General features: G+C 41.9%; 12 protein-coding genes. 3 read left to right on the plus strand and 9 right to left on the minus strand.

What is annotated here, in order from left to right:
* Positions 1 to 43 precede the first annotated feature (43 nt).
* From AAA970_RS23180 to AAA970_RS23190, 3 genes are all read left to right on the plus strand, one after another.
* Positions 44 to 3955: a PKD domain-containing protein gene (locus AAA970_RS23180; protein WP_338239270.1), complete on the plus strand. Its 3912-nt coding sequence runs from the start codon at positions 44 to 46 to the stop codon at positions 3953 to 3955.
* Positions 3956 to 4014: 59 nt separating this feature from the next.
* Positions 4015 to 5427 carry a sialate O-acetylesterase gene (locus AAA970_RS23185; RefSeq protein ID WP_338239271.1) on the plus strand — a complete coding sequence of 471 codons (1413 nt, stop codon included), beginning with the start codon at positions 4015 to 4017 and terminating at the stop codon, positions 5425 to 5427.
* Between the two features lie 215 nt (positions 5428 to 5642).
* Entirely contained in the window at positions 5643 to 5795 is a 153-nt protein-coding gene (locus AAA970_RS23190) for a hypothetical protein (RefSeq protein WP_338239272.1), read from the plus strand.
* A gap of 105 nt (positions 5796 to 5900) precedes the next feature.
* Here AAA970_RS23190 and AAA970_RS23195 read toward each other — a convergent pair whose 3' ends face one another.
* The 9 genes from AAA970_RS23195 to AAA970_RS23235 all read right to left on the minus strand — a co-directional run bounded on the left by AAA970_RS23195 (position 5901) and on the right by AAA970_RS23235 (position 19184).
* On the minus strand, positions 5901 to 6524 hold the full coding sequence (locus AAA970_RS23195) for a hypothetical protein (RefSeq protein WP_338239273.1): 624 nt from the start codon (positions 6522 to 6524) through the stop codon (positions 5901 to 5903).
* A 2-nt stretch (positions 6525 to 6526) separates the two neighbouring features.
* Positions 6527 to 7597 (minus strand): RHS repeat domain-containing protein, encoded by a 1071-nt coding sequence (locus AAA970_RS23200; RefSeq protein ID WP_338239274.1) that lies wholly within the window; start codon positions 7595 to 7597, stop codon positions 6527 to 6529.
* Between the two features lie 41 nt (positions 7598 to 7638).
* Complete coding sequence (locus AAA970_RS23205) at positions 7639 to 9312, minus strand: AAA family ATPase (RefSeq protein WP_338239275.1); 1674 nt, start codon at positions 9310 to 9312, stop codon at positions 7639 to 7641.
* 331 nt (positions 9313 to 9643) lie between these two features.
* Entirely contained in the window at positions 9644 to 10267 is a 624-nt protein-coding gene (locus AAA970_RS23210) for a hypothetical protein (RefSeq protein WP_338239276.1), read from the minus strand.
* Positions 10221 to 11255, minus strand: a complete 1035-nt coding sequence (locus tag AAA970_RS23215; RefSeq protein ID WP_338239277.1) for an RHS repeat domain-containing protein — start codon at positions 11253 to 11255, stop codon at positions 10221 to 10223. The genes AAA970_RS23210 and AAA970_RS23215 overlap by 47 nt, the downstream gene beginning before the upstream one ends.
* A 40-nt stretch (positions 11256 to 11295) precedes the next feature.
* Positions 11296 to 12972, minus strand: a complete 1677-nt coding sequence (locus AAA970_RS23220; RefSeq protein ID WP_338239278.1) for an AAA family ATPase — start codon at positions 12970 to 12972, stop codon at positions 11296 to 11298.
* 793 nt (positions 12973 to 13765) lie between these two features.
* Positions 13766 to 14818: an RHS repeat domain-containing protein gene (locus AAA970_RS23225; RefSeq protein WP_338239279.1), complete on the minus strand. Its 1053-nt coding sequence runs from the start codon at positions 14816 to 14818 to the stop codon at positions 13766 to 13768.
* 41 nt (positions 14819 to 14859) lie between these two features.
* Positions 14860 to 16536: an AAA family ATPase gene (locus AAA970_RS23230; protein WP_338239280.1), complete on the minus strand. Its 1677-nt coding sequence runs from the start codon at positions 16534 to 16536 to the stop codon at positions 14860 to 14862.
* A gap of 911 nt (positions 16537 to 17447) precedes the next feature.
* On the minus strand, positions 17448 to 19184 hold the full coding sequence (locus AAA970_RS23235) for a sodium:solute symporter (RefSeq protein ID WP_338239281.1): 1737 nt from the start codon (positions 19182 to 19184) through the stop codon (positions 17448 to 17450).
* Positions 19185 to 19346: the final 162 nt, after the last annotated feature.

The following is a 19346-nucleotide window of genomic DNA, read 5'->3' on the forward strand; positions in this document are numbered from 1 at the left end:
GGTTAATTTCCTTAACATTTTTTTAACCAAAAGGACTCTTTTTATGAAAAAGATCAAAAACTTACTGTTTTTTTTAACACTGTTTTTCATAATTGAAAAATCAGTAGCCCAAACTAATTATTCCTGGAACAATGTCGCCATCGGTGGTGGCGGCTTTGTTTCTGCCGTCATTTCCGCTCCCAATGACCCGAATGTGTTTTATGCACGTACCGACGTGGGCGGGGCTTATCGTTGGGATGAAGCTAACCAGCGCTGGATTTCCCTGATGGACTGGGTCTCGGTCAATGAGCGGGGTTTGTTAGGGATTGATGGAATCGCTGTGGATCCCAATGTACCTGGTCGACTGTATATGTTGGCTGGTACTTCTTATTGGAATGACGGAAAATCCATGTTCCTGCGCTCAGAAGATTATGGAGAAAGTTGGGAAACCTTTGATGTGACCAGTCAATTTAAAGCCCATGGGAATGGAATGGGCCGAGCCAATGGGGAGCGTATTGCGGTTGATCCCAATAACAGCAATGTTATTTTTTGCGGTACTCGCTTCAATGGTTTATGGAAAAGTACCGATCGGGGCAGCTCCTGGCAACAGGTTAGCAGCTTCCCGCTTACCACTGCTACGGCTAATCAGGCCGGGGTTTGTGTGGTGCTTTTTGATCCGGCCTCCGGCAATGGCACCTCCAGCCAAACCATTTATGCCGGGGTTTCCCGGGCAGGAGAAAATTTGTATGTCAGTCAGGATGGAGGCGAAAGTTGGACGCTAATGGCCAATCGCCCGACTGAGGGGGAAATTATGCCGCAGCGCATGGCCATTTCGGCGGATGGATCCAAACTTTACATTACTTATGGAAATGGGGGCGGCCCTCATGCGATGCTTTGGGATGGCGTTACGGATTATTATAATCGGGGCGCTGTCTTTAAATGTGAGGTGGCCACGAGCAGTTGGACCAACATTTCCCCCCAGGACTTTTATCAGGATCTGGACGCTTTATCAGACGAAAATATTCATTATGGAGCGTATAGCGGGATCTCTATTGATCCTCAAAATGAAGACCGCATATTGGTGACTTCCATTAATTCCTGGCGGGGAACCCAATACTGGAATGTTGAGGGCAGCTGGAAAGATGTTTGGGGAGATAATATTTTTCTTACCGAAGATGGAGGGGAAAGCTGGCGCGAGATGTTCCGCTTTTATTGGACAGAGGGCGGCTTTAGTCCGGATTATGAGATGCTCAGTGAAAATGGAATTCCCTGGATAGTAGGTAATACCATACACTGGAATGGGGCGGCTGTGATTGATCCTTACAATTCCGAAAGAGCATTTGTGACCTCCGGGAATGGAGTTTTTGCCACCGAAAACTTATCGGAGATGGATTCGGTAGGAGAGTGGGTGAATAATGAGCAGGTGTATACCTATATCGGAAAAAGCAACTGGAAATTTGTAGCCCACGGCATTGAAGAGACCGTTCCCGAAGAAGTAGTAAGCATTCCGGGCGGGCCATTGGTATCGGCGATTTTGGATTATGATGGCTTCGTACATGAAGACATTACCCAGGCCGCACCTACGGGCAGACACCAAACCATCATCCAGGGGCAATCCGTGGCAATGGGCTCCACCACCGGTTTAGCCTTTGCCTATAATAGTCCAAATAATATGGCGAAATCTGCTGGTACCTCCGCCAATGTCAATGGTAATGAGGTGGAGATTTGCGCCGTCACCCTCTCTTCTGATGGTGGGCTTAGCTGGAACCAGATTTATGCCGAACCTAGTCCGGTAAGTGTGATTCCCACCAGTGGTAAACTCAGCAAAGGAAAGCTGGCCATGTCAGCAGATGGCGCGGTAGTCGTTTGGGCGCCCTTCAGTAACCAGCCGGCTCCATGGGATCCCAGTCAGACGACCAATATGGGTCATCCTGAATTGTTTTATTATCAAAATTCTTCCTGGAGTAAATCTGAAGGTATTGAATTTTATTGTAGGCCAGCAGCGGATACGCAAAATGAGAATGTGTTTTATGCCTATAATAAGGATAATGGATATTTGTATGTGAGTCAGGATAAAGGGGCTTCCTTTCAGCAGGCAGGCTATGCCGGTACCAGTAGTTTTATGGCGGCACGTGCTGTGCCGGCTTATGAGGGACACGTCTATGTGCCGCTGGCGCCAAATGGAGGTTTAGCCGTTACCACCGATATGGGCGCTTCTTTTTCAAATGTGGAGGGAGTGAGCTCTTGCGAGGCGGTCGGCTTTGGGAAGGAAATATCGGCCGGAGCCTATCCAACTATTTTTATTTACGGAACGGTTGGTGGCGTAACGGGGGTATTTCGCTCCACGGATCAGGGGCAATCCTGGCTAAGGGTGAATGATGATGAACATGAATATGGTGGCCTGGCCAATGGAGAGTTTATTGTCGGAGACGCCAATGTTTTTGGCCGGGTTTATATGAGTACGGCCGGTAGAGGAATTGTCTATGGAGAGGCGACAGATGAAGCCTCCAATAATGCACCAATAGCACTTTTCACTACTTCTGTTACGGAGGGGGAACTTCCCTTAACTGTTGATTTTGATGCTTCTGCCAGTTATGATCCGGACGGAGACGCCCTTTCTTATCTCTGGAATTTCGGAGATGGGGAAACTGCTTCCGGCCTTACGGCTAGTCATGCGTATGCTACCGCAGGGCAATTTGCCGCCAGTCTGACGGTTTCTGATGGTAGTTTGTCCGCCAGTAAATCTATAGTGATTACTGTAAACGATCCGGCAGTAAACCAGCCGCCGGTAGCCGTGGCTTCCTCGGATGTAAGCACCGGACAGGCCCCATTATTGGTACAGTTTAGTGGTGAAGAAAGCAGGGATCCCGAAGGGGCAGGTTTATCCTATACCTGGGATTTTGGAGATGGCATTGGCAGCAGTGAAATGTCGCCTACACATGAATTTGAATTGGTGGGCAATTATTTGGTGGTGTTAACGGTCTCCGATGGGGAATGGACTGCTACTGACAGCCTCAATATCACGGTGATCGCCGAAGGTGAAAACCAATTACCCATCGCGGCATTTGAAGTGGATATTGCCGAAGGGTTAGCGCCCCTCACTGTTAATTTTGATGGTAGCCAAAGCTATGATCCAGATGGAGAAATAGTAGCTTACGAGTGGAGCTTTGGTAATGGGGAAGCGCAGACCGGAAGTGTGGTTACTTACACCTTTACGGAGGCAGGAGATTTTGAGGTTATTTTGTCGGTAACCGATAATGAAGGAGGGTTTGGCACTACTGCTCTCATTATTTCGGTGGAAGAAGAAAATACCGGTGGAGGTGATTGTGATTTTAATTTGCCTATGACAACGGCACTTCCTTCATTAAATAAAACTTATAATTATATTTATGTAATTGGTGAAGGGCCTGATCTTTCGAATTTTACCGGTGTGACAATTAATTGGGATTTAAATTTAAACGGTTTATGGCAATTTTCCATTCAAACCAATAACGGTAATCCGGCCTGGTATAAGGATCTTAGGGAAAATATGACTTACGCCTTTAATACAGCAGCTCCTGAGGTGACATTCAGTGGTAGTGGCGTAGCGGGAATGGATGGGGCCTATTGGATTGGACTTGACGGTGAAAACTTAGTGCTCACTGCCCAAAGTGGTGCCTATAGTATCTATTGTGCCGCTACGGAGGGATATCCCTGTCAGGAGAGTAACCAGCGACAACTGATCGAAAGAGAAATGGAAATTACCGTTTATCCTAATCCTGTTAAGGGAAGTCAATTACATATTGTACTGGATGACCAACTGAATGCTTTAGGAGAATTAACTATTTATACCATTAATGGTCAGGAAATATTGACTCAAAAATTAAATGCATATCGAAATTTGATCAGCTTGCCCTTTAATGGTCATCAGCAATTTTATTTGTTGAAAATCAGCCAGGGACAGCGGCAGGTAGTGAAGAAAATTCTGATAGAATAAACCATGTTCAAGCACTCATGGATGATTTTCATGGGTGCTTTATTTAAATTAATATAACGATGATGCTTCAATTGATTAAAAGATTTTTTTTAGCCGTGCTCCTGCTTGTGGGATTCGCAGAGTTTAGCTGGGCACATGTTAGCTTGCCGGGTATTTTTAGTGATCATATGGTACTGCAACAACAGGCCAGGGTGAAAATATGGGGCTGGGGAAAACCTTATGAGATGGTTAAAATCTCTACCACCTGGGCGCCGGATCATATAGATTCCGTACAGGTCACCAGTCAGTCTTATTGGGAACTGGAGGTGCAAACGCCCGCAGCCGGAGGGCCATATGAAATGTTGATTGAAGGATGGAATAGCATTGCAATTAAAGATATCCTTATTGGTGAGGTCTGGTTGGGAAGTGGGCAGTCCAATATGGAATGGTCGGTGAATTTGGGGATAGAAGATGGAGAAAAAGAGGCGGCTCAGGCAAATTTTGAGGACATTCGCTTTTTTACCATGCCCACCAGTGTGGCCCTCACACCACAGCAAATGCATGCCGGCCGATGGGTGAAGTGCACTCCTGCAACTATGCGGGATTTCAGTGCGGTGCTTTATTTTTTCGGTAGAGATTTGCATCAGGAGCTGTCGGCTCCCGTGGGTTTGATAAATGCCTCCTGGGGTGGTACGCCTATAGAGGTTTGGATGCCGGAGGCCAGTGTCAACAATGATCGCGCGCTGCGGGAAGCTGCTCAGCTTTTACCCGCCATGCCTTGGTGCCCGATAGAGCCGGGTCGGGTATTTAATGCCATGATACATCCCATTATTCCCTTTAAAATTAAAGGGGCGATCTGGTATCAGGGAGAATCCAATGTGGAAAATGCCGCTACCTATTCCAGAGCATTTGCCGGATTGATTAATGCCTGGAGAAGTGCCTGGGGATCGGATTTTCCTTTTTATTTTGCTCAAATAGCCCCATACAACGGCTACGGGGAGGATAATGTCAATGGCGCTATTATTCGTGATCAGCAGCGTCTGGTATTGGATAGGGTGGGTCATACCGGCATGGTCATGATTTCTGATATTGGAAATCTAACAGATATTCACCCAAGAAATAAAGTAGATGTAGGCCGCAGATTTGCCCATCTGGCCTTTCAAAATGATTATGGTCGAACCGTCAAAAATATGAACGGCCCTCAGTATGACCATTTTGAAGTGAGTAAGGGAAAAATAAATGTATATTTTTCTAATATTCAGGGGGATTTACAGTTTCATCAATCTAAAAACTCATTGTTCGAATTATTAACGAATGAAGGGGAGTGGTTGCAGGCGGAGGCAAAAATTGTGAAAAATATGGTGGTGTTGAATAAGCCGGATTCGGATATTGTGGGTATTCGCTATGCCTATAAAAACACCTCAGAAAGTAATATTACGGATAATATGCTTATTCCTATCTCTACTTTTAGTGATTATTTGGAGCAGTTTTAGTAGTGAAACATTTCCTGATATTGAAAGAGTATAGGTGATTCCACCTTTTAGAGCATGTTTAAAGGCCAAAATTCGCAGCGAAAATTTGCTTATTGCAGAAGCGATACCCGATTATTTTGAGAGAATAGCATCGCTATTGTTGAGAAATTATCCAAAATCGCTTCCAATAATTCGAATTTGCCGCCGGATGGTGGGCCTTTAAACACGCATTAATAGTGCCCGCCCTTGGGGGTATTGGAGTGATGTTCTCTCATAAACGCCTGCAGCAAATTAACGCCCTGCCGGAGGAGGACAAACATTGCATTCTCTATACCATTGATAATCTGCTGGCTTCTGCCAATACCCGGCAGGCGTATACAGGGAAGTGAGAGGGTGGATGATCATGCTCAGGTAAAAGAAAAAGGATTCCGTGCTGGGGAATCCTTTTTTGGTATTTTGAATTATTTGTTTTATCCGGCGGAAAGGTGACCTTTTCAAAGAGAGGAGCCTTCATGATCATAATACCAATTCGTGTCTAACTTTTTGCATTTGTTAATTTTTTTTCTCCAATATATATTTAGTTTATCGGGTTCATTTATATAATACAATTTACATCTCTCCGTCAGGTGAAATATTATTCTCCTTCCATTTTTTAAATTCCCTTCTATACTTATGTTCGAATAACCTACTGATTCTGGGATTTCTATATCATTATATTCAATATGAAAAGCATTAACGTACTCAACATAAGAATTGAAGGGATCTCCTTTAATTCTTTCAAAGAATAACTTCGAGGACTTGTTTAGGCGTGAGTATGCCTGTCTTTTTTCAATACTATCTGCGCTAAACTTAAAAATTGGGATAATATAAGATGAATTTTCAACAGAGTCTAAAATATCAATACGTTCAACTTGTAAATCTATTTTTTTTGTTTCTTCATTATATATCGCCTTTGTACGATATGAAGCAACAGCTATGGAATACAAGGCATTAAATTTTTTATTTCTATTTAAAAAATAGAAATTCTCAGATACTGTATCGCAATCAATAGTCTTACTTGTTTGGCAGTTAGTCAATATGATTATACTAAAATATATTATAAATTTATACGGAGACATATCTAAAATTTTTTAAATGACCTTTTTTTATACTCCCAATAACTTCCTGCATCGTTTATTCCATTCTGTATAGCTCGTTGATCACCTGCGGAATCACCTCCCCACGATCTATTTTCAAAAAACCTTATAAACTTGTTAGGGTTAGAACTTCCTCTACCATTACTTTCTTTTGCGGACCACCAAGCATTTATATGTGCAGCAGTTCTAGACATCACACTTGTATATCCCATTTTGCGCATTGTATAACCCCAAAGATAATTACCAGCATCAGCAGCATTATATCCAACTCCATTGATAATACTTAAACCTTGCCACGGAAATTGATCAGAGCCGTCCATTTTCCCTTCTCCTTCCATGGCATTGCTTTGAGTCGCTGCATAGTACCATCTTGTAAAAACACCTTGTTCTAAAGCCCCACTCTTGGATACAAAATTATCAAGTTGGTCTTGATCTACAAAATTTAAGAACATATCTCCTCTTTCTAATTTACCCTTATCATCTTGAATATCATTAAAAGAAAATCTCTGCCCACCAGTAAACTCCTCCTTCCCGTTGGTTGTAACAGAAGTTTGATTGAAGCCTGTTATTTCTTCTTTTCCATCGTCAATAGTAGTTATATATTCCCCATTTTTGAATAGCATTAAACTATCCCCATTCACATCAATAAATCTGATAGGATTATTTGCTCCATATTGATAAGGAGTAAAGTCTAAATATTTCTCCGCAAACCTATCTTGCGTATGAAATCTACCTATCGCGGGATCATACATCCTTGCGCCATAGTCATACCAGCCGGTTTCTTCCTGTAGCTCCTTATTATTGTAGAGGTACTTATTGTCCCCACTCGATCCCCCACTAGCCACCAAACCAAATGAATTATAATTCGTGCTCTGCTTAACGCCACCATCTTTATCTACCAACAGGAGAACATTGCCCAAATGGTCCATTACATTGTAATAATAGGCATGATCATCCATATCCACTTTTCCTTCAGCGGTCTGCAGGAAATCCAGGCTTCCCTCTTGACAAGTAATGCCAGCGAAAACATCTGTTTGGCCTTGAGGACTGATCATTTTCGAGTAGGTTATGGTTGATTTCTAAAAACAGCAAATTTCTAAAAAGCACAAACCACCTCTTTTCCTTTAAAGGCAATTCCAATCCGCATGATGTTCGTATGTCCGTGCGCAAGAATTTCCGCTTCATAATTACGGCTGTGGATTTGCTGAAGTGCCTCCTCGGCTAAAGATTGCAAATCGCCCTCGTCATCTATCTGCTTCTTTTTGAATTCTAAAATCCAGGCTTTTGGATTGGACGGGTCTTTTGGGTAAAAGTAGAGGTCCGCCCGCCCGTAGCCCACTTCTCTGTTCGATCGGATATGATAATCTTTATCCAAATGCGCTAAGAGTCCCAGCATAAAAGCATGGTATACTTTTTCCGGATTACCTTCTTGTCCGATGTCAAAGTAACTGAAAGCCGTTTGGACGTATTTTCTCAATTCATCCTCAAAAATGGCCCCTCGCTGTTCCAAAAGGGAGCGCATCAATTCAGTGTCCCCGGCTTGTGCCGTTCCTGCACTGACATGATCCTCCAGCATGATGCGGAACATGCTCAAAATCTCCTTGTTTGGAATACGGAGTTCATAGGTGTTGATGTCTATTCGTTGCTCGGCCGTCAGGTAGCCACTAAAAAGCAACAAACCCAAAACGGTCTCATTCCTTCCTGTAAACAAATGATCAAAGACGGTAAATTCGTCAATGCGGGCGACTACCTTTTCCTCCTTCAATAAATCAAACAGCACATCCTGAGTCCTTTTATCTGCTTTTGGTAAAATTTCTTTAATCAGCTCATTGGAGGAAGTGTTGACCCAGTAGGGAATCAATTTGCCTTTTTTATTAACAAAGCTTAGAATCGACCACGGATTATAAATTTGCTCTGTATCGCCAAACCGATATCCATTGTACCATTCTCTTACTGCTTCCCTGCTTGAGGCCAATCCCGCATCCAGCAATAATTGATCGACTTCAGGCGCTGTAATGCCGAACTTGTCTGCAAAGTCTTCGTCCAGGATTGAGTAGGTGGTAATATTATTCAGGCCCGAAAAAATATTTTCCTTCGCCACACGTAAGATGCCGGTAATGACGCCTTTGGTCAAATGTTCGTTATCCTTGAAGCCCGCCGACAGGAAGTTGCGCATGAAATCGAGCATCTGGGGCAGGTAGCCATGGGTATGGGCAGCGTGAATAGGGGCGTCGTATTCGTCGATGAGCAGAATTGGGGCGATGCCATGGTGTTTCTTGAGCATACGCCCTATTTTTTTCAATGCGTTTTCTAAATCCTTTTGATCAGATTTCTGGTCTAATAGGGTCTCTATAAATCTTTTTTCACTACGCAATAAGCCATCCGATTCCTCCAAATAGGAAAAGCTACCCTCAACATAATCTGCTATATACTCTAAAAATTTAGCGATAAACTCCTCCATTGAGGCACACTTCAACTCCTTAAACGTCAAAAAGATCACCGGATATTTCCCCTGATGCGCCCAGGCGGGAGCGTTTTCAATCGCCAAGCCCTTGAAGAGTGGTCTGTTTTCTTCGGCATGGTCGATGTCAAAGAAATATTTCAGCATGCTCATGTTGAGGGTTTTACCAAATCGGCGGGGACGTGGAAACAGTAAGGCTTGGCCATGTCCTTTCATCAACTCCTCAATGAATAAAGACTTATCAATGTAATAACTGTCCTCAAGACGGATCTTACGAAAATCCGATGTGCCGATGGCTAACTCTTTCATGCTGCGGTTTAGGTTTATTGACGGCAATATAAGCATTTTTTGGGAGGGTGGATGTTGGTTGTTTTGTAAATCAGCGCCCTGCCGGAGGAGGACAAACATTGCATTCTCTATGCCATTGATAATCTGCTGGCTTCTGCCAATACCCGGCAGGCGTATGCAGGGAAATGAGGGGGTGGATGGCGGTACTCAGGTAAAAGAAAAAGGATTCCGGCTTGAGGGAATCCTTTTGAATATTTTGAATTTTTGTTTTATCCGGCAGAAAGGCTGCCTAGGTCAAAGCGGGATGCTAGGATCCGATGGGGGAGAATTTAGCCATTAAGTACTGCAGAAATTATTCTAATCTGATAAGCCTATCAAAATATACTCTTTTAAACTGTAAGGAATCAACATCACTTTTTGATAATGTTTCTGTCTCAAATCCCTTTAATAGAACTATATATGATTCTGATATAATATTTTCAGGGCATTGATTTTCATAACTTAAGTCTTCAATATCTACTTTATTTATTTCTTGGACGTAATCCTTATTTTTAGAAACATCAACCCAAAAACCATCTCCTTTTATACGAAAGGCAATAAAGAAAATATTAGTGTCATCTATTTTATAGGTATCCCCACCCGTGAAATATGCTCTATTTCTTAATTTATCTTGGCAATGAATAGAATTTTCCAGCGACCCTCTATTTGTAATTTCCATACTAGGTGAAGCGTAAGTTGAATTATCCCAAATATTACCATTTAAATAAAATTCATCGTTAAATTCATTGTAATATTTAACACTATTTACACAAAATGAAGATTTGTCTTGATTTACGCATGTTATTATGATCTTACCATTTAATTTAACTATATGAGTATTTTTATATTCACAAGATATTAAAGAAAATAAAAATATATAAATTAATTTCCTATAGCTTTTTCGGATTTCTTCTGGGTTGTTTAATCTTATTTCCATTTTCATCTCTTTTAATTCTAGTGTTTTTTCCCGGAATAAGAAACCTACCATTTTCACCGTTAGATTGTTTTAAAACTGGAGAAAGAGAATCTGATATTTCCTTATTTTTGAGTTTCCTATCCATTGAGTAAGAACCTAAACTTCCATCATTTTCTGAGGGGTGTTCCATTCCTATTCCATGAAGAATTTCATGGCTAAAAGACCCTCCTGTTTCCCCTATTCCGCCAGAATATCTTGGATTTGACATTCTAATACTTTGTTTTATATCAGAATAACTGTTAGATGATTTATCTGAATCAAACAATAAAGTCATTTCGCCTTGAGGGATTTTCGAATTAGCCAAATCAGAATCTTTATCATAGGAAACCATGTTTAAATTAAAAGAAACATCATATTCTTTTCCATCAATTTCAACAGGTCTATTGGTGAAATACTTTGCAAAATCACCGCTAAAATCTTCTTCGGTATATTCCCCATTACGAAATCCACTCATAGACTCATTGGAATAATGTATTGTAATATTGACAGTTAACTTATTCCCATCTATTATTAATATTCCATCCCTTCCATCTGGATCAATAGCATTTATGGGATTATTTAAAGCATAATGATATGGAGATATCTCCAAATAATTCTCTGAGTGCGGATCCACCACATGCCACCTCCCAATCGCGGGATCATACATCCTTGCGCTATAGTCATACCAGTCCGTTTCTTCCTGTAGCTCCTTTTTATTATAGCCGTACTTATTGTCCCCACTTGATCTCCTACGAGCCACCAAACCAAATGAATTATAATTAGTGCTCTGCTTAACGCCACCATCTTTATCCACTAGCAGGCGTACATTACCCAAATGGTCCATGATATTATAATAATAGGCATGATCATCCATATCCACTTTTCCTTCAGCGGTCTGCAGGAAATCCAGGCTTCCATCTTGATAATGGATGCCGGCGACATCATCTGTTTGGCCTTGAGGACTGATCATTTGGAGTAGGTTATGGTTGATTTATAAAAACAGCAAATTTCTAAAAAGCACACACCACCTCTTTCCCCTTAAAGGCAATTCCAATCCGCATGATGTTCGTATGTCCGTGCGCAAGAATTTCCGCTTCATAATTACGGCTGTGGATTTGCTGAAGTGCCTCCTCGGCTAAAGATTGCAAATCGCCCTCGTCATCTATCTGCTTCTTTTTGAATTCTAAAATCCAGGCTTTGGGATTGGACGGGTTTTTTGGGTAAAAGTAGAGGTCCGCCCGCCCGTAGCCCACTTCTCTGTTCGATCGGATATGATAATCTTTATCCAAATGCGCTAAGAGTCCCAGCATAAAAGCATGGTATACTTTTTCCGGATTACCTTCTTGTCCGATGTCAAAGTAACTGAAAGCCGTTTGGACGTATTTTCTCAATTCATCCTCAAAAATGGCCCCTCGCTGTTCCAAAAGGGAGCGCATCAATTCAGTGTCCCCGGCTTGTGCCGTTCCTGCACTGACATGGTCTTCCAGCATGATGCGGAACATGCTCAAAATCTCCTTGTTTGGAATACGGAGTTCATAGGTGTTGATGTCCATTCGTTGCTCGGCCGTCAGGTAGCCACTAAATAGCAACAAACCCAAAACGGTCTCATTCCTTCCTGTAAACAAATGATCAAAGATGGTAAATTCGTCAATGCGGGCGACTACCTTCTCTTCCCTCAACAGATCAAAAAGGATATCTTGTGTGCTTTTGTCGGCTTTTGGTAATATTTCTTTGATGAGCTCATTGGAGGAAGTGTTGACCCAGTAGGCCCTTAAGCCATCAGCAATATTACCTACATAATTCAAAATGGACCAAGGGTTGTAGATCTGAGTCTTTCCACCAAAAGTATAACCATTGTACCAACTAGCCACTTTTTCGCGATCTTCGCTACAATCTGCATCTGTCAGCAGTTGATCCACTTCCGCTTGGGTCAAGCCGAATTTATCTGAAAATTGATGATTTAGCATCGAATAGGTGGTAATATTATTCAGGCCCGAAAAAATATTTTCCTTCGCCACACGTAAGATGCCGGTAATGACGCCTTTGGTCAAATGTTCGTTATCCTTGAAGCCCGCTGACAGGAAGTTGCGCATGAAATCGAGCATCTGGGGCAGGTAGCCATGGGTATGGGCAGCGTGAATAGGGGCGTCGTATTCGTCGATGAGCAGAATTGGGGCGATGCCATGGTGTTTCTTGAGCATACGCCCTATTTTTTTCAATGCGTTTTCTAAATCCTTTTGATCAGATTTCTGGTCTAATAGGGTCTCTATAAATCTTTTTTCACTACGCAATAAGCCATCCGATTCCTCCAAATAGGAAAAGCTACCCTCAACATAATCTGCTATATACTCTAAAAATTTAGCGATAAACCCCTCCATTGAGGGACACTTCAACTCCTTAAACGTCAAAAAGATTACCGGATATTTCCCCTGATGCGCCCAAGCGGGAGCGTTTTCAATCGCCAAACCCTTGAAAAGTGGTCTGTTTTCTTCGGCATGGTCAATGTCAAAGAAATATTTCAGCATGCTCATGTTGAGGGTTTTGCCAAATCGGCGTGGACGTGGAAACAGTAAGGCTTGGCCATGTCCTTTCATCAACTCCTCAATGAATAAAGACTTATCAATGTAATAACTGTCCTCAAGACGGATCTTACGAAAATCCGATGTGCCGATGGCTAACTCTTTCATGCTGCGGTTTAGGTTTATTGACTGCAATATAAGCATTTTTTTGGGGAGGGTGGATGTTTGTTGTTTTGCAAATCAACGCCCTGCCGGAGGAAAACAAGCATTGTACCCGCTACGCCAATGTTCATCTGCTGGCTTCTGCCAATAGCCAAGCAGGCGTATGCAGGGAAATGAGAGGGTGGATGATGGTGCTCAGGTAAAAGAAAAAGGATTCCGTGGTGGGGAATCCTTTTTTGATTATTTGTTTCATCAAGCTAGAAGGCACACTTGGTCAAAGCGAGATGCTTGGACCTAGCGTGTCGAAAATGCTGATCAAACTGGTGATTCTAAAAGAAGAAACACCTCTGTCGCACTCAGAACAGGGTTGTATTTATTTGAGAAACACGATTTTAGACAGCCTAGCTTGGACCAGAGGGGGCAGCGTTCAGTTTACATTGCCCGATCTTTGGTGGTTGACGGGATTCGTATTGGCACTTATTTGTTCATGAGTCGTCTAACTATAATAGCTAGTATGCTTATAATAAACAACAAGCCAATCCATACCCCAATTATTACTCTCCCCGCATAATTTAATAGAAATAGTAGCGATACTGCTGTCGAGATAATACAATACGTAATCACTTTGGCATTTGATTTTAAATCAGGTCCCGAAATCGCAATTTGAGCACAGTAAATGGGACACATTAAACCTATCATTACCCCAATAGCCATCTTAGTATATATTCCTCCTTCAAGAATGAAAAGTGCAATAATACATATGACTAGAATAATATACTTTGCCAGAAACATTAATACTCTATCTTTCATCATTGCTCAATTTTTTCTTTTCTTCTTTTATTGCCTTTACTACTTTAGAAGGCGCATTAGATCCTACAGAACCTGCTGCTATTGATCTATTATCTCCATGAGTATCAAATGACTTCTGAGAAGAGGATGCTTCAGCTTGTTTAGATGAGTTATTAGGCTTTCTTTTAAGGTTTTTTTGAGCACGTTCTGCTCTTAATCGTTTATTCGTACCTGTAGGTGAATTTTGAGCTTTATTCTTGACTTTATCGCCAATTCCTTTTCCTAGTTGTCCTGTACCAACATCAATAAAAGTACCTTCTACAGTGATTTCATTTACTTGAACAATATTACCTACAACGCTAATAGTAGCATCGCTAGCAGCTTGTAAAACATGCTCAGTGACTTTTTGACCAGTTTTGTTAGTTATAACTTTAGCAGCTTTCATTGCTTTAACTCCTTTATTAATCGTATTTCCTATTCCAACACCCAGTGCACCAGCAGCAGCAGATGTAACAATGGATACTCCGTCAATATCAGTAAGTGAATCCCATCCTTTACCGTCAACAAGATTTACCCCTACTTGAAATGCATAATCTGTTGCAGCACCCATTGCTGCACCAACGACAAAATTAATCCATTCTCCATTCTCATCTTTAGCTGCAATTGGGTTGCCTGCTACGTAGCCATAAGGAGAAAGTGAATAATATGCTTCAGCCAGAGGGTCATGAACCATAAACCTCCCAATCGCAGGATCATACATTCTTGCGCCATAGTCATACCAGCCGATTTCTTCCTGGAGCTCCTTATTATTATAGAGGTATTTATTAGCGGCGGTTGATCCCCCGCGTGCGATCAATCCAAAAGGGTAATAATCTGTGCTCTGCTCAACAGCACCATCCTTATCTACCAGCAGGCGCACATTGCCCAAATGGTCCATTACATTGTAATAATAGGCATGATCAGTCATATCCAACTTTCCTTCAGCGGTCTGCAGGAAATCCAGACTTCCATCTTTATAATGGATGCCGTTGATATAACCAGTTTGGCCTTGGGGAGTGATCATTTACGTGTAGATTATTGTTGATTTATAAAAACAGAAAATTTTTAAAAAGCGCAAACCACCTCTTTCCCTTTAAAGGCAATCCCGATCCGCATGATGTTCGTATGTCCGTGCGCAAGAATTTCCGTTTCATAATTACGGCTGTGGATTTGCTGAAGTGCCTCCTCGGCTAAGGATTGCAAATCGCCCTCGTCATCTACCTGCTTCTTTTTGAATTCTAAAATCCAAGCTTTGGGATTGGACGGGTCTTTTGGGTAAAAGTAGAGGTCAGCTCGCCCGTAGCCCACTTCTCTGTTCGATCGGATATGATAATCCTTATCCAAATGCGCTAACAGTCCCAGCATAAAAGCATGGTATACTTTTTCCGGATTACCTTCTTGTCCGATATCAAAATAGCTGAAAGCCGTCTGGACGTATTTTCTCAATTCATCCTCAAAAATGGCCCCTCGCTGTTCCAAAAGCGAGCGCATCAATTCAGTGTCCCCGGCTTGCGCTGTTCCTGCGCTGACATGGTCTTCCAGCATGATGCGGAACATGCTCAAAATCTCCTTGTTCGGAATACGGAGTTCATAGGTGTTGATGTCCATTCGTTGCTCGGCTGTCAAGTAGCCACTAAAAAGCAACAAGCCCAAAACGGTCTCATTCCTTCCTGTAAACAAATGATCAAAGACGGTAAATTCGTCAATGCGAGCGACTACCTTCTCTTCCTTCAACAGATCAAAAAGGATATCTTGGGTACTTTTGTCGGCTTTTGGTAATATTTCTTTGATCAGCTCATTGGAGGAAGTGTTGACCCAGTAGGCCCTTAAACCATCAGCAATATTACCCACATAATTCAAAATAGACCAAGGGTTGTAGATCTGAGTGTTCCCACCAAAAGCATAACCATTGTACCAACTGGCGACTTTTTCACGATCTTCGGTACAATCTGCATCGGTCAGTAGTTGATCCACTTCCGCTTGGGTTAAGCCGAATTTATCGGAAAATTGATGATTTAGAATCGAATAGGTGGTAATATTATTCAAGCCCGAAAAAATATTCTCCTTCGCCACACGCAATATGCCCGTAATGACGCCTTTGGTCAAATGTTCGTTATCCTTGAAGCCCGCCGACAGGAAGTTGCGCATGAAATCGAGCATCTGGGGCAGGTAGCCATGGGTATGGGCAGCGTGAATAGGGGCGTCGTATTCGTCGATGAGCAGGATTGGGGCGATGCCATGGTGTTTTTTTAAAATTGCCCCAAGGGTTTTTAATGTCTTTTCTAATTCTGCTTGGCTTGAATTATAATCAAAAAGGCGATCTAGATATCGTTTTTCGCTACGAACTAAACCTTGTACCTCTTCAATATAAGGGTAATTGGTTTCAATAATAGCGACGAGATAATCCAAGAACTTCTCTCGAAACCCCTCCATTGAGGGACACTTCAACTCCTTAAACGTCAAAAATATTACCGGATATTTCCCCTGATGCGCCCATGCGGGAGCGTTTTCAATCGCCAAACCCTTGAAAAGTGGCCTGTTTTCTTCGGCATGGTCAATGTCAAAGAAATATTTCAGCATGCTCATGTTGAGGGTTTTGCCAAATCGGCGTGGACGTGGAAACAGTAAGGCTTGGCCATGTCCTTTCATCAACTCCTCAATGAATAAAGATTTATCAATGTAATAACTGTCTTCAAGACGGATCTTACGAAAATCCGATGTGCCGATGGCTAACTCTTTCATGCTGCGGTTTAGGTTTATTGACTGCAATATAAGCATTTTTTTGGGGAGGGTGGATGTTGGTTGTTTTGTAAATCAGCGCCCTGCCGGAGGAAGGCAGGGATTATTCTCTTGTGCGATAAAAATTCGATCAATGGCTGACCCGAACAAGAACGGTTTTTTTTTGTAAAAATCAATCCTGAAGGGATTAAACTAAAAAGTGATGGGTGAAAATCCATCGGTAAATCACCCACGGAAATATAACCCCTGAAAGGGTTTCACTAAAATTGTATATCGATTAATATCCACATTTTAAAATTGGTTCTTTCCACCTCAAGCCTTCAGGTTTAGTTTGGGAGCAAATTCCCGAACGATGGCTTGCCCCCCGCCGCTAATAAGTGTCACCCCCTCGGGCTGGTTAGAGGGCTGTTTTGCCATAAACCCCTGTTGGAAGCAAATAGCTAGCTGTACCCGACTTTTTACATTAGGGTTGAAGTTTTATTCCCCTGTTTTATGGTCTTATAGTTAAAGGGTGGTGGAAATGTCCTTCCCTAAAATAGTTCATGGATAGCTTTCCAAGCTCCACTCTGACTGGTTAAAGTCAGTTTGTAACCGTGTTTGTGTCGTGATTTAAATAAGCCCAAATTTGGGCAAGCTTGTTTGCTCTTCTTTCCTCTGCTTTGTTGGATGAAACTAGAAATAAGGAATTATTCCTTCGTAATTTAAGCATGATTAATCCGGGTTAAGGAATAATCGGTTAAAAAAAACGCCTCAAAGATCCATAGATCAGTGAGGCGTTTTCATATTCATTTCCTATTAAACTTTTAAAGGAATGAGAGGCTAATCGATGAATTTTCCCAATGGCGCAATTCGATGTGGAAAATTTTGCATTGATTAAACTCCTCTTATAAAATTATTTTGGGTGAAAATGAATGTTAAAAGAAATAGATATAGATGAAAAGGGTAATGGCTACGATAACAATAGAGTGTACCACATCCCATTTGTCCCAAGTCTTTCTATTTTCCTCTTTTTGTTCAGGGCTGCTATCCCATACCGTTAGGCCGCGTCCTGGTTTCAATTTTTGTTTAGTGCCTGCAGGGGAGCTTAGCACCACTTGTCCCTCTCCTTGTTCCAGATATTCTTCCTCTTCGGTTTCTAGGGAATAATTATCTCCATGGGTAGCGAAGGTAACAATGATCATTACGGCCAGAATTAAAAAGAAAAGTGCAATTTCAAAGTGTAACCAGTTCGGCGCCACCATGACTTGATATACAATACCATTTTGATCCAAAGCATCTGCAAAAACTTTGAGTCCAAGGCGGCTCATTCCAATCACGAAACCGGTGACCAATCCGGTAATACTTGCCTGTGCTGTAGTTTTTCTCCACAATACTCCTAATAAGAACACCGCTGCGATTCCAGGCGCCAAAAGGGATTGTACATCCTGCAGGTAAGCGTATAGTACACTACCTATACTTTTCATTACCGGAATCCACAAAACTCCTAAAATTACAATTACTACCGTAGCTATACGTCCGATGGTTACCAACTCTTTTTCAGGTGCATCAGGTTTGATTTTCTGATAAAAATCCACTGTGAAAAGCATAGCAGAGGAGTTGAATAAAGAGGCCAGAGAAGACATGAGTGCAGCAATAATTCCACCTACTACTACTCCTTTCAATCCTACTGGTAGGATATTGGATACCATAATAGAGAAGGCAGCATCCGCGGAGGTAAGGTTCAATAATCCTTTTTGGTGTAATGCAAAAGCAATCATACCCGGAATAAGGAAGATGAAAATTGGCAATAGTTTTAAGTAGGCACCGAAGATCGTACCGCGTCTTGCATTTTTAACGTCTTTTCCGGATAATACACGTTGTACGATGTACTGGTCAGTACACCAATACCAGAAACCAATAATGGCAGAACCTAAAATAACCCCAGTCCAGGGGAAATCCGGGTCTGAAGAAGAACGCATTAAAGAGGTCATGGGATCTCCATAGGGAGTAGTGTGTTCGGAGCATATACGCATCAATTCTCCCCAGCCTCCTAATTGGTCCAAACCAATAAATAAAATGGCCAAACTACCGATTAATAGGATGGGCGTTTGTAATACAGAGGTATATAAAACTGCTTTCATCCCACCAAAAACTGTAAAAAGTCCCGTGATGACTACCAGACCAATTGCTCCAATCCAAAAGAAGTCAATACCTAAGAAAGATTCAATTCCGAAAACTTCCTTAAAAACGACACCCCCTGCGTAAACGGTTACCGCCACTTTTGTTAAGACATAACTCACCAATGATATTACAGAAAGGAAAGTCCTTGAAGAGGTGCTGAATCGTTTTTCTAAATATTCCGGCATGGTGAGGATCTTAATCCTGTCGTAAAATGGCACAAATACCCATCCTAATACTAAAATAATCCAGCCCTGCATTTCCCAGTGCGCCATGGCCATGCCATTTGCTGCTCCTGCTCCTGCTAATCCTACCAAATGCTCCGACCCAATGTTAGATGCAAAAATTGAGGTACCAATGGCAATCCATCCCGCATTTCTTCCCGCCAGGAAGTAATCCTCCGAGGTTTCATCCTTCTGCATGACCACCCAGATCACGATTCCGATGAGGAGGATAAAGAAGGTTCCTAAAACAAACCAATCTAAAAATTCCATAATATAAAATTTAAATAAAAAGTGTTTTAAATATTTGATAAAAATCCACCCGTTTAAATGCATTGATTTTATTGGGCTATATGTTTATGTTGTTAGTATTACTGTGATGTATAAAATAAATTTAATTTTTATAGCTTCATTATATAAGCAATACAGTCAAAT

Origin of the sequence: Persicobacter diffluens (genome assembly GCF_036244895.1) — a bacterium.
Classification (GTDB): Bacteria; Bacteroidota; Bacteroidia; order Cytophagales; family Cyclobacteriaceae; genus Persicobacter; species Persicobacter diffluens.